Source organism: Mucilaginibacter sp. P4_D1, from assembly GCF_056401935.1.
In genome coordinates this window covers 212,837-227,813 of the sequence record NZ_JBFUIJ010000004.1, presented here as the reverse complement: position 1 = coordinate 227,813, position 14,977 = coordinate 212,837, and the positions used below count along the sequence as shown (strand labels likewise).

At 39.3% G+C, this 14,977-nt stretch carries 12 protein-coding genes and 1 riboswitch; of the genes, 2 read left to right on the top strand and 10 right to left on the bottom strand.

Annotation, left to right across the window (positions count from 1 at the left end):
- Window positions 1–71: 71 nt before the first annotated feature.
- The 4 genes from AC1DV1_RS06425 to AC1DV1_RS06410 form a co-directional block, all read right to left on the bottom strand.
- Window positions 72–740: a YceI family protein gene (locus tag AC1DV1_RS06425; protein WP_477356724.1), complete on the bottom strand. Its 669-nt coding sequence runs from the start codon at window positions 738–740 to the stop codon at window positions 72–74.
- Window positions 741–806: 66 nt separating this feature from the next.
- Window positions 807–2,135 carry a peroxiredoxin family protein gene (locus tag AC1DV1_RS06420; RefSeq protein ID WP_477356721.1) on the bottom strand — a complete coding sequence of 443 codons (1,329 nt, stop codon included), beginning with the start codon at window positions 2,133–2,135 and terminating at the stop codon, window positions 807–809.
- A 28-nt stretch (window positions 2,136–2,163) separates the two neighbouring features.
- Window positions 2,164–3,483: a peroxiredoxin family protein gene (locus AC1DV1_RS06415; protein ID WP_477356719.1), complete on the bottom strand. Its 1,320-nt coding sequence runs from the start codon at window positions 3,481–3,483 to the stop codon at window positions 2,164–2,166.
- 217 nt (window positions 3,484–3,700) lie between these two features.
- Window positions 3,701–3,814, bottom strand: a riboswitch (SAM riboswitch).
- A gap of 440 nt (window positions 3,815–4,254) precedes the next feature.
- The gene (locus AC1DV1_RS06410) at window positions 4,255–4,701 is read right to left on the bottom strand and encodes a protein-disulfide reductase DsbD domain-containing protein (protein WP_477356717.1); all 447 of its coding nucleotides are present in this window, start codon (window positions 4,699–4,701) and stop codon (window positions 4,255–4,257) included.
- An 816-nt stretch (window positions 4,702–5,517) separates the two neighbouring features.
- Here AC1DV1_RS06410 and AC1DV1_RS06405 point away from each other — a divergent pair.
- Both AC1DV1_RS06405 and AC1DV1_RS06400 read left to right on the top strand, forming a co-directional pair.
- Window positions 5,518–6,315: an AraC family transcriptional regulator gene (locus AC1DV1_RS06405; RefSeq protein WP_477356715.1), complete on the top strand. Its 798-nt coding sequence runs from the start codon at window positions 5,518–5,520 to the stop codon at window positions 6,313–6,315.
- A gap of 84 nt (window positions 6,316–6,399) precedes the next feature.
- A complete protein-coding gene (locus tag AC1DV1_RS06400) occupies window positions 6,400–7,014 on the top strand; it encodes a YdeI/OmpD-associated family protein (RefSeq protein WP_477356713.1) in 615 nt (204 codons plus the stop codon).
- Window positions 7,015–7,354: 340 nt separating this feature from the next.
- Here the strand turns inward: AC1DV1_RS06400 and AC1DV1_RS06395 are convergent, their stop codons facing one another.
- From AC1DV1_RS06395 to AC1DV1_RS06370, 6 genes are all read right to left on the bottom strand, one after another.
- Window positions 7,355–8,749 carry an undecaprenyl-phosphate glucose phosphotransferase gene (locus tag AC1DV1_RS06395; protein WP_477356711.1) on the bottom strand — a complete coding sequence of 465 codons (1,395 nt, stop codon included), beginning with the start codon at window positions 8,747–8,749 and terminating at the stop codon, window positions 7,355–7,357.
- A gap of 129 nt (window positions 8,750–8,878) precedes the next feature.
- Window positions 8,879–9,316 carry a GNAT family N-acetyltransferase gene (locus AC1DV1_RS06390; protein ID WP_477356708.1) on the bottom strand — a complete coding sequence of 146 codons (438 nt, stop codon included), beginning with the start codon at window positions 9,314–9,316 and terminating at the stop codon, window positions 8,879–8,881.
- 9 nt (window positions 9,317–9,325) lie between these two features.
- Window positions 9,326–10,468, bottom strand: a complete 1,143-nt coding sequence (locus AC1DV1_RS06385) for a glycosyltransferase family 4 protein (protein ID WP_477356706.1) — start codon at window positions 10,466–10,468, stop codon at window positions 9,326–9,328.
- A 66-nt stretch (window positions 10,469–10,534) separates the two neighbouring features.
- Window positions 10,535–12,862 (bottom strand): GumC family protein, encoded by a 2,328-nt coding sequence (locus AC1DV1_RS06380; RefSeq protein ID WP_477356704.1) that lies wholly within the window; start codon window positions 12,860–12,862, stop codon window positions 10,535–10,537.
- Between the two features lie 6 nt (window positions 12,863–12,868).
- The gene (locus AC1DV1_RS06375; protein WP_477356702.1) at window positions 12,869–13,648 is read right to left on the bottom strand and encodes a polysaccharide biosynthesis/export family protein; all 780 of its coding nucleotides are present in this window, start codon (window positions 13,646–13,648) and stop codon (window positions 12,869–12,871) included.
- Between the two features lie 47 nt (window positions 13,649–13,695).
- The gene (locus AC1DV1_RS06370) at window positions 13,696–14,964 is read right to left on the bottom strand and encodes a glycosyl hydrolase family 28-related protein (RefSeq protein ID WP_477356700.1); all 1,269 of its coding nucleotides are present in this window, start codon (window positions 14,962–14,964) and stop codon (window positions 13,696–13,698) included.
- Window positions 14,965–14,977 lie beyond the last annotated feature (13 nt).

The window sequence follows — 14,977 nt, the reverse complement described above, 5'->3', positions numbered from 1 at the left end:
GTCAAAACAATGGCTATCCACCTAATTGGTGGTCCATTTTTATTAAATTTCAGTTCGTTGAGTTCAAGCGCTTATTGCGCCACAGCGTTGAGGTTTACATTCAAATCAAAATCATCATAGATCACTTTGTCGCCCAGATTTTCAAAAAAGTTTTTCGAACGGAACTTGATATCGTACTTGGTACGGTCGATGGTGATCTTCGCCGTAGCCGCCAGCTTTTTGCCGCTCACCGTTACTGTTGCAGGGAAGTTTACCTCATTGGTAATGCCTTTTATAGTCAATTTGCCTTTAACATCATATTGGTTTCCTGTAGTTTTTGCTGCCGATAAGATTACAAAATTAGCCTTCGGGAATTTTTCTGTATTAAAAAATGTTTCACTTTTTAAAGTACTCACCAGTTTATCATTTGATGCCTGGTCTGTAAGATCGGCATCGGTAATGGTGTTAAGGTCTATGTCGAAGTTGCCGCCTTTAAGGGTGTTATTTTCAATGGCAAAGTTGCCGTTACTTACCTTTACTTCGCCATTATGATCGCCTGTGGCTTTTTTTGCAGCCCAAGTGAGTTTGCTGCTTTCATTATCTACCTTAAAGGTTGATGTTTTAAATTTTTTACCTACTGGCAAGGTTTTAATAGTGGCAGACCGGCCTTTGGTCAGTTTAACACTTTTAATAGCCGATGGTGTAAACGCGGTTAACGATACTAATGCTGTAAATAATACAGCGCCTGATAATTTGGTCATGGTGGTTTTTATGGTTGTTTAAGTGTACCCGGCAAGGCTGTTACCCCTGCCGGGATTTAGTTTAGTTTATTTTCCTTTAAGTTCTTTATTGTTGTTACCTGTAAGGTTGGCCGCGCTGGCCGGTACCGGTTCTGCAATCAGTTCATCCAATAACTTGTTGAATTTTTTTTCGTAATCCTGGTAATATTTACCTGTAACGGTACCGGTATAGCCTGTGTAAATTTCACGCACATCGCCTTTCCTGTCGATAATGATAGTGGTAGGGAACGCTACAAACTTGTTTAGTGCGGGCAGTTTTTGCGAAACCAGTTTTTTATCGGCCAGTCCGCCAAAAACAATGTCGTACTGAATGTTGTACTTATCCCTTAGCTTACCTAATGTGTATTTAGCATACTCCAGGCTGTCTTTTTGTTCGAAACCGATAGCAATTGCTTCTACCCCACGATTATGATTTTTATTGAACCACGGTGATAGGAACACCGTTTGATCGGTACAGTTAGGGCACCAGGTACCAACAATTTCAATGATGGTTACCTTCCCTTTATACTTATCATCGCTAAGTGATACTGGTTTGCCGTTTAAATCCGGAAAAGTAAAATCCAGTTTTTTGTAGCCTTCTTTCAGGTAGGTTAATTTATACGGATCAGGCAATTCGGCCTTATCGTCTTTAACCGCGTCAAACTTGGTATTGTCATAAATGCCAGAGCCAATTTCGCCGCTTAAAGTTCCATCAGCGTTGATCTTGCCTTTGTATATCTTAGGGCTTGGGCCGGTAAAACCTGATAATTGAAACTCATCACCCTGAACCGTACCTTCCAGCTCGCGGCTATCGCCGGTTACCTGCATAATTACACCAGTAAGTTTATTGCCTGTTTGTTGTAAAATGGCAATTTTGTTGGGCACCTGGTCTTTTGAGTAAACTTTCAACTCCCATTTGCCGGTTAGGTTGGCCGTTGGCGCAACGTCCTTCCCTGGTTCAACAAAGCGGTAGGTTTTACCATATTCGGCGGTAAAAGGCAGAGAATTGCCCTTGAAACCTGGTACCAGGCTGCGGTATTCGCCGCTTAGCGTTCCATCTTCCTGAACTTTGGCCACCAGGGCGGCATCATAGGTATTCATTTTGATAAATACGGAGTCTTTACCAATTTGCTTTACGTGGAAATTGTCCCGGCGGCTTCCGTTAATCAGTGTAAATACAGCATGCCCGGCATCTTTTCCCTTTAGTTCAAAGTTGAAAGGCACCTTAGTTTCGGCCACAGTAAATACGCCGCGCCATAGCCCTTGTTTGATAAACTTTACAGGCGTTTTTTTATCCGCAGCCAACGCCGCTGCGCCACTAAACAATAAGCCCACAGACAGGCATTTGAATGAAGTGATTAAGTTGATGGTTTTCATTTGATTAGTTATATAAGATCAGTTAATGTTAATTTCCTGGGTGGGTTGATGGATTTGCAATAGCGGCTGTTTCCGGGGCCGGTTCGGCAATAAGCTCATCTAATAATTTATTAAATTTCTTCTCGTAATCCTCGTGATACTTACCTGTCACGGTGCCCGTATAACCGGTATATATCTCCCTTACATCGCCTTTTCTATCAATGATGATGGTAGTTGGGAAGGCAATGAATTTATTCAAAGCAGGCAACTTTTGCGATACCAGTTTTTTATCGGCCAGCCCTCCAAAAGCGATATCATAATTGATTTCGTATTTTTCTTTCAGCTTGCCCAAGGTATATTTGGCATATTCCAGGCTGTCCTTCTGTTCAAAACCTAATGCAATGGCTTCTACACCGCGCTGATGATTTTTATTGAACCATGGGGATAGAAACACGGTTTGATCGGTACAGTTAGGGCACCAGGTACCTATAATCTCTACAATTACTACTTTACCTTTGTATTTGTTATCACTCAAGGAAACCTGTTTGCCATCGATACCAGGGAATGAGAAATCAAGTTTTTTATAGCCTTCTTTTAAAAATGTGAGTTTGTAAGGATCAGGTAATTCAACCTCTGTTTTTTTGGCGGCATCAAATTTCAGGTTTTTATAGATGCCAAAACCTTCTTCGCCGCTGATGGAGCCATCGGCATTGATCTTACCTTTTATAATGAACGGACTTGGGCCGGTAAAGCCGCTTAGCGCAAACTCATCGCCTTGTACGGTACCTTCCAGTTCGCGGGTGTCACCAACAACGGTCATTACCACACCGGTAAGCTTGTTCCCTTTTTGTTTCAATAAGGCTATAGATGCAGGAACGGCCTCTTTACTGTATGTTTTGATTTCCCATTTACCGGTCAGGTCGGCTTTAGGGGCTACATCTTTGCCGGGTTCTACAAAGCGGTAGGTTTTACCATATTCTGCAGTAAATGGTAATGAGTTGCCCCTGAAACCCGGTACCAGGCTACGGTATTCGCCGGTTAAGGAGCCATCATCCTGAATTTTGGCTACCAGCGCGGCATCATAGGTATTCATTTTGATATATACAGAATCCGTACCAATTGATTTCACATGAAAATTATCTCTGCGGGAGCCGTTGATGAGTGTGAAAACAGCATGCTCGGCATCCTTTCCCTTCAGCTCGAAATTAAAAGGCACCTTTGATTCGCTTACGGTAAATTCGCCGCGCCATTTTCCTTCTTTTATAAATTTAGGCTTTGGGGTTGCATGGGCCGATAACACGCTTACCCCGCTGAGCAATAAAGCGGCAGATAGCAGCCTTGTTTTGGTTAAGTAGTTTGTAGTTTTCATTTTGTATAAGTTTTAATTGTTGTTAATTGATGCGATGCCGGAAATTTGGGCATAGGTTATCCATTGGGCTTTACAGCCTTTGAAAAAACACTATAAATTTTTAGGGTATCCGGCTGTTAAAACCAGAAAACGTACTGAACCAGGCAACAACATCGTTTGATGGCCGCGGGTTGTAGCTGTGGGTAATGGCTGTTAAGTGTGTTCATGACTGTTAGTTAATTTATATTCCGGCGGCATAATTGCTATCGGAAAAAGTTTAGCACTTATTTCAGACTGCTGAAAAGTTGCTATAAGATCATCGAGACTTCCTCTCCCTTATTCTTTATAAATCAACTAATTAATGGTGGGGTTAATTAGAATGGTGTAAAGATAACAACAAATATGATAAATACAATAAAATCTATAGATTTAGTAGAATATTTTTAAGTTTTGTATGTCTTTTTTAATTTTTTCTTGTAAAACGACAAACATCCTGAACTGTACAGCACACGCCTGAATTACCACCATAGCAAAGCAACGCACTTAGTACAGCCAGGATGTATATCTTGCTCAATATTTTTTAAACCTGGAATGTAAAGCGTTAGCAATTATGGTAACAACAGCCAGGGGTGCCACCATGCTGTTTTCGGGCTTTTGTAAATAAAGTAAACTTTGGTTTCATGGTATTAGTTTTATTAATAATGATAACGCGTTTAAAAGCGATTACCATTTTAACAGACCGATTGGTGGCTATCGTGCTGCTTTTTATATGATTTGGCTTATATTATATTTTTATTTTACAGGTACACTAAATTCTACATCGTCTGGCGGTAAACATTGCTTATCGCTGCATACCATAAAGTTCACGGTACCACTAACGGATGCCTGCCCGGATTTAAGCTTTACTTTTTGCTGAAATATAACAGACTTTTCAAAGTACTGAACATTCATACTAAATGACTTTTCGTACTTGTTTAGTGCCTTCGGTTCTTCTGTGCTCCCTAATAAGGTGTAACTTTCATTAGCGGCAAACTTAAGGGTAGTTTTTATCGGCCCCCCATCTGCCAAATGCTGCGAATAAATATGCCAGCCCTTATCGATGGTTGCTTTAATGAAAACGATAGCCTGGTCATTATCTACCTTTTTTGCAGCATATGACCATTTTACAGGGGTAAGTATCTGTCCGAAGACTGTGCTGCTTAATGTAATAGTTATGGCTGCCAGTATAATTTTTCTCATAAAGTAAATTGTTTTGTAGAGTGTATCCTATGTATAAAATTGCGACTGATGAATCAACAACTCGTTAAGATAGCGTTACAATTTAAGTTGCTCTTATGAAAAAACTGGTTATAAAGCGTATTCATTATGATTAAGTTTACCTGACTATAGCTTGCCTTAAGAATATTAAATGCACTCCCCTTTTTGGGTCGAATGAGCATTAAAAGCTAAGGCGTTGTAAATATATAATTAATTCTATTAAATCCATAGATATTATAGAATTAATTGTTTTCAATAGAGACTTATTACAACGACATTTGCATTGTAATTTGTTCAAAAAACTATAGGGTATTGGGGTGAGTATGAAATACCAAAACCGTAAGACATTGCATCCCACCGCAATTTAATGTATATACCGAAGCTTTCTCCCGTAAAGATTTTCAAAATATAATTCTTCTGATATGGAGAAGAAAACAATCGACGGTTGTTCGGTCCCTCTCCGCAAACCCAACAAACCTGGCATTAGTCGGGTTTTCGTATTTCATAACATGGACAGAAGCTATCGACATGTTCTAAATCTCTTTGTACGTTTTTGACGAGATGTTGCCGTGAACAAGGGTGAAAACTATATAATATACCATTATTAACGGTTCCAGGCGGTGAATCTTTTCGTGATCTGTAGCTGAAGACAGTTTCTTTTTCTATTTTAGGATCAACCCTCTTGTGGTGCATTTTATGGCGAAAATAAAAATCACGCTTCCTTATTACACAGAAATCAATGATTTTTTGGCCTCTATTCCATGGCCAGGACGAACAACTGATCCAGACTTCTACTGTTTGAGGTTAAAGCCACTCGATCAGGACCGACAAATATACCGGCCACCTTTTAAACGTTCATTTTATTTTTTCGCCCTGCTATTCAATTCCGGTAAGATCGAAGTTAACTATGGCGATCAGACCATTCATGATCCTGAGTCGTATCTCGTCTTTCATTCGCCCAATCTGGTGTATAGCTTTGCTCATAACAATGCCCTGGAGGGTTATGTGATTTATTTTAAGCCGGAATGCTTCTCATTCTTCAAACCAAACTTTCAACAGCAATTCCCCCTATTTGACGTGTTACATACTAACCTGTTTAAGTTTGACCACGCCACATTTAAACGATTGGCACCACATTTTGAATCTGTATTTACCGCTTACGAAAAATCGGCTAAAACACAACATATGGAAGCAAGGGTAAAGTTGCTCGGCTTACTCTACTACCTGGAAGACTTTGCGCTGGAAAAGAAAAAAGACATTCGTCTGGCTACAACGCAACAAATCCTGTTGCGTAAATTTATTCAGTTAATTGATAACCATTATATCAATAAACACACCGTGCAGGAATACGCAGCTATGCTTTCGGTTACTGCCAATCATCTTTCCCAATCTGTCAAACATGTTTCGGGCAAAAATGCACTTACTTTTATTGCCGAACGCCTGGCCACCGAAGCCAGATCGCTCATTCAATACACCGATTTTGAGATTGCCGAGATTGCCTATCAACTCAACTTTTCAGACCCTGCTAATTTTGGCAAATTTTTCAAAAAGCAGGTAGGCTTGTCTCCTTCGGAGTTCCGGAAACAACGCAAGTGATTAAATTGACCTGTTTGTCCAAGTTTTCGACCAAATCTTCTGCGTAAGTTTAAGTTTTTTTGCTACCATAAATTAAATAACGTTATGAACTATAACCTTGCGGTGGATGCTTATATAACTAACTCGGAAGATTTTGCAAAACCCATACTTGAGCATTGGCGCCGCCTTATTCATGAAAATTGCCCTAATGTAGTAGAGGCGATAAAATGGAGCCTGCCCCATTTTGAGTACAACAGCGATAACATGTGTGTAGTAGCATCCTATAAAAACCATTGCTCTTTTACGTTTTTGAAGGCCGAATTGATGACTGACCCGCGTTTGAAGGCAAACAAGGACTTGAAGCCGATCCAACGATTCTTGGGGAAGGTCAGTAAAATAGAGGACCTACCGCCGGACAACGAATTTATAGCCATGCTTAAAGAAGCCGTACAGTTAAACGAAAAAGGTATCAGGATAAAAAGAGAGAAACCAGAAGCCGACAAACCCAAAGTACTGCAAACGCCCGATTATTTGTTGGCCGCATTAGTGGCTAACCCAAAAGCAAAAGAAGTTTTTGAAAGCAAATCCAACTCTTTCCGCAAGGAATATATAGTTTGGATTACCGATGCCAAAACCGACGAAACACGACAAAAAAGAATAGATGAAGCTTTAGAATGGATAGCCGAAGGAAAAGGCAGGTTTTGGAAACACCAAAAATAGACATCCCAAAATACTGTACCACCTTGCCTTAAAACTATTGGGAAATAAAAACAACAACCAATCGGACCATTGCTTGTTTTTATTTTCCGTAACCTTTTTGATTATTGCCAGAATCGCCGCAAGATGTTCTAACAGGCTCCCATTCACCCCGCTGAAATCCACGTCAAAAGCCTGCATATCAATAATTTGCAGGCTTTTGTAATTTAATCAGGGAACCATTTCATACATAGTTTTCATCAAAAAGATGAGATAGAACTCTCTGATTTATCCGTTTACCGGAAATCATACGAGTAATCGCAATAATAACGAAGGTTAGTTTACCTAAATGGTCATCGCCAAATTAATAGGCATATTTGTCACCAATTACGGTTTTAAAGAAGGTTGAAAATATAATTTTCATATCAAGGTCTAAGCTCCAGTTTTCGATATACCAAACATCGGCTTCTACACGCGCCTCCATATCCTCTACCAGCTTTGTCTCTCCGCGAAACCCGCGCACCTGTGCCCAGCCCGTTATACCTGGCTTTATAAAATGCCTCACCATAAAATGATCAATTAATTTTGCGTATTGTTCGGTATGGTTTAACATATGAGGTCTTGGCCCAACTACCGACATATCCCCCATTAACACGTTAAAAAATTGCGGCATTTCATCAAGACTTGATTTGCGTAAAAAGGCACCAATTTTAGTAACTCTCGCATCGCCCTTTGTTGCCTGCAGCGAATTGGAATCTTTATTAACGCGCATGCTTCTAAATTTGTAACAGTTAAAAGTAACGTTGTTACGACCCGACCTTGGTTGTACAAATATTGCCGGCCCGGCTGACTCTAACTTAATAAGCAAATAAATAATAGGATACAGCCAGCTCAAAACAAAAACTATAACAAATAGTGAGAATGCAATATCGAATAGCCGCTTCACAATCCTGTTCATGGTGTTTTCAAGTGGTTCAACACGTATGGCGTACGCGTCGATTTTATTTAAGCTTTGCGATAGCAAGGCCCCCTGAAAATATTCGTAATGCTCGGGAATAAGTTTAAACCTGATCATATTTTTGTCGGACTCTTTGATCAGTTTCTGTATCGTGTTTTTTTGCGAAAAGGGTAGTGCACAAAAAATTTCACTTACGTTGTTTTGCTTGCAAAAATTGATACAATCAACGGTTTCGCCAATATATGCATGGTCGAAATTACTACGTAACGGGTTGTCGTTAAAGATCCCTAAAACCTGGTAGCCCAATGACGGGTCATTCCTAAACCGTTTTTGGAGCTCAAATGCTGCCCGTCCGTCACCAACAATAACAGCTGTTTTTGAAACATTGTTAAAAACGGATTGATGCACAAGGCCTTTGAAGAAAAACAATTTCCAACCGGCCAATAAAACGCCAAATAAACTCATAGACACTAAAATGTATCTGCTATTGGTATTATAGGACTCGATAGTATTGAGGTACATAATAATATATGATACCAGGACAAGGTATACAATATAAGCTTTTACCGTTTTTTTGTAAACGTGACCAGGATTTGGCAGCTGATATAAATTGGTGATATTGGCCGCCAGTAGCCAAACCAAATTGAATATCAGAATTACATGCACATAACTTTTATCGCTTACCCAATTAAAATAATTTTGGTGTTGTACGCTGTAAACGATAATTAATGAGAGGTTTAAAAGAAAATAATCGGCAATAAGGTTTAAAGATCTGCTCAAATTAGTATTGCTATGTTCCATAGGTCAGTATTTTGTTATGGCCTAACAAATACAATGCTACACTTCTTTAAATTAAAGGAATTGCGATAAAAAATATTTTTTTATTACCTGGTTAAAAAAAATAAAACCTTTGGTTGTGAAAATTACAATTTACAACTGCTTAAACATAAAAACATATTGGTCGGCAGCGATAAAATCCAGGTTTTCGTAAAAATCAAATGCGGGCAGGTATTTATTGGTCATTAATGCCAATAGTTCAATTTGGTTTTCCTTAGCATATTCCTCGCAATAGGACATTAGTTTTTTTCCGTATCCTTTTTTTTGAGCACTTTTGCTTACAAAAAGCTCATCAACCATCAACTGGTCGTTAGTCCACCATGTTTTTTTGTGTCCTAAAATTGCAGCAACGGCATTATCATTATCATATACTATAAATCCTATAAAATTAGTATTGTTTATAAGCTCTGAAAGGTATGCGCCTGCTTTTTCAGCAGTCCAATTGCAGTTCCAGGGCGGAGAATTATAGGCATCCACAAAAACTTTCACACAATCATCAACATGATTTTCTGTTATTGATATTATTTCCATAAAAGCAGGTTAAATTAATTCCTCCTGGAATTTTGGGCTGCCTGCATAAGCAGTGATGAGCTGTTGTTTTAAAGCTGCCGGGTCATAAATTTGCTGGTAAAAGGCAAACGCGTTAGCTTTTAACGGTTCGATTGAAGAAGCGTCAAGATTGTTTATCCTTTGCATAATTGAGCGAGGCTCATCGTTGTTGAAACTAAGGCTGGTTACATCATCTATTATCAATTCCTTAAAAAATGGGATATCAGAAACAAGCGACGGTACCCTGAAGTAATACGGGATTGATAATATACCCGATTGCGTGCCGGATATGTATGGAAAAGCTACACAAAAAGCATTGGTAAACAAGCTCTTTATTTCTTCGTCATCTATATAACGGTTAATGAAAACTACATTTGATTCCTTTTGCAAATTCCGTTCAAAATAAACATGTCCTTTGCCTGCTATTACCAAATGCCGGTTTGAAGTAGCTTTATTATCGTTTATAAAAGCATTATATAAAATATCAACCCCTTTATATTGCTCAACCTGCCCAAAAAACAAAATGTAATTATTGATGCCCTTCAATTCCGGAGGGGTTACATCGCCTGCTTTAATAGTTTCTGTAACCAGCGTAGGGAAACCGTGATAGTAAATATGCTTTTTTAAAAAGTTTGCCTGCATCCAGTTGTACTGGTATTTACTACAGGTTACCAGGTTGTCTGTTTGTTTTATGAGATAAGTCACCCTCATTTTTACCAGTAAAGTACGTAAAAGCCAGCTTATCACATTTTTGTAAACCTTCTCGTGAAAAAACAGGTCGTGAACAGTGTAGTAAACTTTAGCCCGCTTTTTTAATTGCTTTAGATGAAGCGCCAGCGACGAATCCTCGGTTAATAAGTGAATTACTTCAATTTTATTTTCCAGGCAAACCTTATCAATAGTTTTCAGCAGCTGCCCGGGAAATATGTTGTGGAGCAGCCCTCTGAACTTGTTTTCCGGGAAATCTAAAAAGGTATAATTCTCGCCGTTAGGTTTAAGTGCTTTCCGGTAATCGCATTTAGGTGTACATACAAATACACCAAAGGTATCTTCGTCGCGCATTGTATTTACAATGGTGGCGGCAAATGGTAATAATCCGGCGTAAAATTCTGAACAGACAAATAATTTTTTCATTTAAAACCGATGGTACACGAGATGATAGTTAAGCACATCTCCTGTTTTGCTAATATTCAGGTTACGTTATCCCGCTGCAGGGATTGCCTTGTAATAAGAGTTATCATACTCGTAGCCATAGCCAAATTTTTTCACGTCTACGCCGTTAAAAACAATTTGTATGTTAGGCAGCTTATTTTCTTTAACCAATGCCCGGATGAATTTCAGTTCACTTTTCCGGGTAATTCCTTGCCTAACTATATACAATGTAACATCACTTATGCGCGCTATAATGTGGGCATCAGCAACCAGGTGCACCGGGGGGCTATCGATAATAATGTCGCTGTAAATGTTTTTTAACTCTGCAATCAATTCACCCAATTTGCCGTTTTCCAGTAATTCGGTTGGGTTTGAAATAAATGAGCCACTACTGATAATATCAAGCGCCGGGTTAATACCCGATGGTTGAATAATTTTTTTTAGCGTAGTTTTTCCGTTGAGATAATCAGAAATCCCCTCATGCTTTTTCGATAATTTAAAAAGGTCTTTAATTGCTGATCTCCGTAAATCCAATTCTAATATTATCGTTTTTTTGCCGGTATTGGCCAACGAAAGCCCCAGGTTACCGGTGATAAAGCTTTTGCCTTCGTTTGAAACGCTTGATGTGATCAGGGTTACATGCGAATGGTTATCGGCACTATAAAGGTCATACAATTTGGTCCTCAGGCTGCGGAATTGCTCCGTTACCAAGCCACTTTTTGGCGTTATACCTGGTGTTTTTCTGTCTAAAGCCACCTCGGATAAAACAGGTACCTCGATTGCGTTTTCAACATCCTTAGGATCTAACACTACGCCCCTTAGTAAATGCATGATGTAAATAGCTATTGCCGGCAAAACAATGCCCAAAATCAAGGCAACAAGGTATATTATTTTTTTATTTGGCCATTTTGATGGTAAAGCATGAGCAGTATCAAGTACTTTATAATTTGATAAAGTAGTAGCATAGCTTAAAGAAACTTCTTCGCGTTTTTGCAGCAGGTATACGTACAGATTTTCTTTGATAGATTGCTGCCGCTTAATGCTGATAAACTGGCGTTCCTGTGTAGGGAGGTTTGATATCGAAGATTCGGAACTTGAGCTTTGCGACTGGAGTTTGCTTTGGGCATTAAGCAATGAAGCCTTAATGTTTTTTACATTTTCCTTAATTGCCGCTTTGGTGGTTCTAATTTGCGAATTGATCTCTTCAAAATCGGGATTAGTCTCTGGCGTGGTGGCCAGTAATTGGTCGTGCTGCAGCTGCAACTGCGAAAGCTTTTCAACTGAGCTTATGAGCGATGGATCGTTTATACCTATTACCGCCGGAGTTTTATCTGCCGTATGGGGCGAATTTACAAACCGCTCTATTCCGTCAATAACGCTTAACTGAACGTTAATCTCGCTAAGGCGGCTATCATTAGTTTGTAGTTTCTCCAATTCGAATTTTGCATCTGAAGTAATATCTGTGAGCCTGTTGGAGCTTTTAAAATTAGCAATATTTTTTTCAACGCCATTTAACTCGCCGGTTAATGAAGCCAGGCGCTGATCAATAAAACTAATTGTATTTTGAGTTTCCTTGTTTTTATCGGCTATTTCATCCTGGTTGTAAACCTGTATCAGGTGGTTAATGATATCCTTGCCTTTTTGCCTATCGGTGGTGCTGAAAGTAAGATCGACCGCAGTAGCCAGTTTATCTTCAAGGCTGGCATCAATGTTTTTTTGATAGTAGTCTGTTAGCTTATCAGCATCAAGTAATGATATCCTGATAGTTTTATCTTTAAATGAAGTAATATTAGTGGCTGGCACCAGTTTCCAGGTGCCAATTGCGGTGTGCATAACGTCATTAAAAGCGTATTGTTTGTAATCCCCATCCGTTTTCATCAGGAAGGTTTTATCGTCCTTTACCTGGATCAGCGTCTTGATTTTGTCGTCGGCATCTGCATTGGGCTTGATAAAAACCAGCTTAAAGGGCATCGAAGCATAAAGATCATTATATAACAGGCCGTTTTTTTGCTGGTAACTTACATTTAGCTGAAGATCATTAATGACCTGGTTAATCAACTTGGCCGATTTTAATTTGGCCAGTTCATTTTCTACAACATCAGCCGTCTTGGGAAGGTCGATCTTATCTAAAACAGATTGGTTGGCGTCGGGTTTATCTGCATCTTTCGGGATGTTTACCAGCAAGGTTGCCTTTACCTGGTAAACAGGATCGGCAATTTGTAGGTATGCAAACGCCATAACAAGCATCAATATAGTAGTTGCTAAAATAATGGGCCAGTTAAAAATGTATTTAGCAAAAAGCGACCTTAAACTAACTGATGAGTTTTTTTCTTTTTCGGTAGCAAAAGTTAAAAACTGTGCGGGGTTGTTACTCATAAAAATTTAATTACGCGTTAACACTATAGCTACAACAGATAAAGCCGATATAATTATCCCCAAAACAGGCAGGCCGTTGGCAACAAGCTTCGAGCGTCCGGGGGTTACATATATTTCATCGTTGTTTTTGAGGTAGAAATAGGGCGAATTGTAGATGTTTTTTGAAGTAAGATCAAGCTGTATGTATTTACGTTCTCCGTCTTCGTTTCGTATCAACAAAACTTTTTTACGCATACCTGTAATATTTAAATCTCCGGCCAGTGTAAGCGCCTGAATTACGGTAGGGTGTTCGTCAATAACATTGTAAGCATTGGGGCGGGCCACATCGCCATATACATATACTTTAAAATTCACTATCCGGATGTTTACCACAGGATCTTTTAAATAAGTAAGCAGGGCTTTACCCAGGCTTTCGGTTAGCTGCGTGGTGGTTAAGCCGGAAGCTTTTATTTCGCCGACCAAAGGCAGGTGAATATTTCCATTGCCATCAACCATATAACCTATAACCGGATTATCGGGCGATGTGTTATAAGCATTGCCATTTACACGGGCCAGGTTATAATTAAAAACAGCCGCCGATTCGGGGTTTCGGCTCGTTATGTTAATACCCAGAATATCGCCGGTATGGATAAGATAATCGGAGTTATTGGTAATCTTTTCTGTCACAATATCTTTTTTATCCAGGTCCTTGTAATAAGGTACATTTTTATAGGATTGGCATGATGACAGGGCGTATGTGATAAGCGAGAGGGCGATAAAGAATCTTTTTACTTTAAAAATGCTCATTGATATTTTCTTTTTCAATTGTTTTGATACGTAATAATGTTTGATTGTTAGTTTTTACTGATATTTAAATCAACATCCCCTTTGGAGTTGATAAGCATCACGCCACCTAAGTTCTTTCCCCGCAAAATGTTGTGCCTGGACGAAATACCCTGGTACTTGTAAAAAACAATACCGTTGCCTGGTATGGTTGATTTTATGTAATTACTGTCAACCTTAACATTTGCCAAGCCTACGGTTGTACGGGCATCCGAAACGTTAATGGCCGGTGTACTAACATGAAGTACCCCCTTAAGGTTTTCAAAAGTGTTAATTATTATATTCGCGGTAATGTTAACGTTTATATGGCCAAAGCAATCAATTTGCCCCTGGTAAATTTTGTTACCATAAACTTTATGATTACCACTTAGCGAATCTGCGGTGCCATTCTTATATCCATCATAAAAATAGCCTATGGTTACAGCGCGCCGGTATTTTATTACCTCCCCCCGTTCAACTGGGCCAAAGCCATCCCTGAAATTAAACAGGTTGTTGTATACCGATACATTAACTACACTTTCGTTGGCACTATGCCTTTCTATATCAACACCGCCAACCAGGTAACCGTTACCATGCACCAGGTTATCGTAAAACGAAGCTCCGTTTACGCAACAAAACATGGTGCCTTCGCGATAAATATTAAAAAAAATACAGTTATGAACTGCCACGTTTGTAACTATCCGGGCGTTAAGCGTTTGTTCAAACGTATCTCCAAAAAGTAAACCATCGCCCCTGAAACTTTGAAATTTGCAGTTTTTTACTTCGATGTTTTTTCCATTGTTTATACTTAACGCGTGGCAAAACTGGTATTCGGGGTCATATTTTTGTTTAGCGAGGTTGCCATCAAAATCAATCCCGTCTATAACAATATTATCTATCGACGGCTCTTCCCACCAGGCCTGGTAAAATATAGAATTGGGATTGGTGCGGCCACCTGATAAAATGATATGGCAATTTGCCACCCCTGCACCAATTAAACTTATGCCGTTTAATAATTTGATAATTCCCGGTTTATCGCCATGCTCCTTTATTAAGTATTTTCCGGCAGGAAAATAAACCGAGGATATTCCATTTGACCTGGCCTGCCGCATGGCATCGCAAATTGCTTTGGTATCATCATGAATCCCATCACCCGCCGCACCGGCGTCTTTTACATTTAAAATATCAGCTATTGTAGCGTGTTTAACAAGCAGCTTTTTTTCTGTAGCGTAACAGTTTCCCACCTTTAAAATAAAAAACGGGAATAGTAAAATGAGCTTAAATAAACTGTTATTAATCATAAAATAATGGGGG

Excerpts from the sequence above, each read along its gene's own strand:
- AC1DV1_RS06420 (WP_477356721.1), bottom strand. The coding sequence starts at position 2,135 with ATGAAAACCATCAACTTAATCACTTCATTCAAATGCCTGTCTGTGGGC.
- AC1DV1_RS06390 (WP_477356708.1), bottom strand. The coding sequence starts at position 9,316 with ATGGAAATAATATCAATAACAGAAAATCATGTTGATGATTGTGTGAAA.
- AC1DV1_RS06380 (WP_477356704.1), bottom strand. The coding sequence starts at position 12,862 with ATGAGTAACAACCCCGCACAGTTTTTAACTTTTGCTACCGAAAAAGAA.
- AC1DV1_RS06415 (WP_477356719.1), bottom strand. The coding sequence starts at position 3,483 with ATGAAAACTACAAACTACTTAACCAAAACAAGGCTGCTATCTGCCGCT.
- AC1DV1_RS06400 (WP_477356713.1), top strand. The coding sequence starts at position 6,400 with ATGAACTATAACCTTGCGGTGGATGCTTATATAACTAACTCGGAAGAT.
- AC1DV1_RS06370 (WP_477356700.1), bottom strand. The coding sequence starts at position 14,964 with ATGATTAATAACAGTTTATTTAAGCTCATTTTACTATTCCCGTTTTTT.
- AC1DV1_RS06375 (WP_477356702.1), bottom strand. The coding sequence starts at position 13,648 with ATGAGCATTTTTAAAGTAAAAAGATTCTTTATCGCCCTCTCGCTTATC.
- AC1DV1_RS06425 (WP_477356724.1), bottom strand. The coding sequence starts at position 740 with ATGACCAAATTATCAGGCGCTGTATTATTTACAGCATTAGTATCGTTA.
- AC1DV1_RS06410 (WP_477356717.1), bottom strand. The coding sequence starts at position 4,701 with ATGAGAAAAATTATACTGGCAGCCATAACTATTACATTAAGCAGCACA.
- AC1DV1_RS06395 (WP_477356711.1), bottom strand. The coding sequence starts at position 8,749 with ATGGAACATAGCAATACTAATTTGAGCAGATCTTTAAACCTTATTGCC.
- AC1DV1_RS06385 (WP_477356706.1), bottom strand. The coding sequence starts at position 10,468 with ATGAAAAAATTATTTGTCTGTTCAGAATTTTACGCCGGATTATTACCA.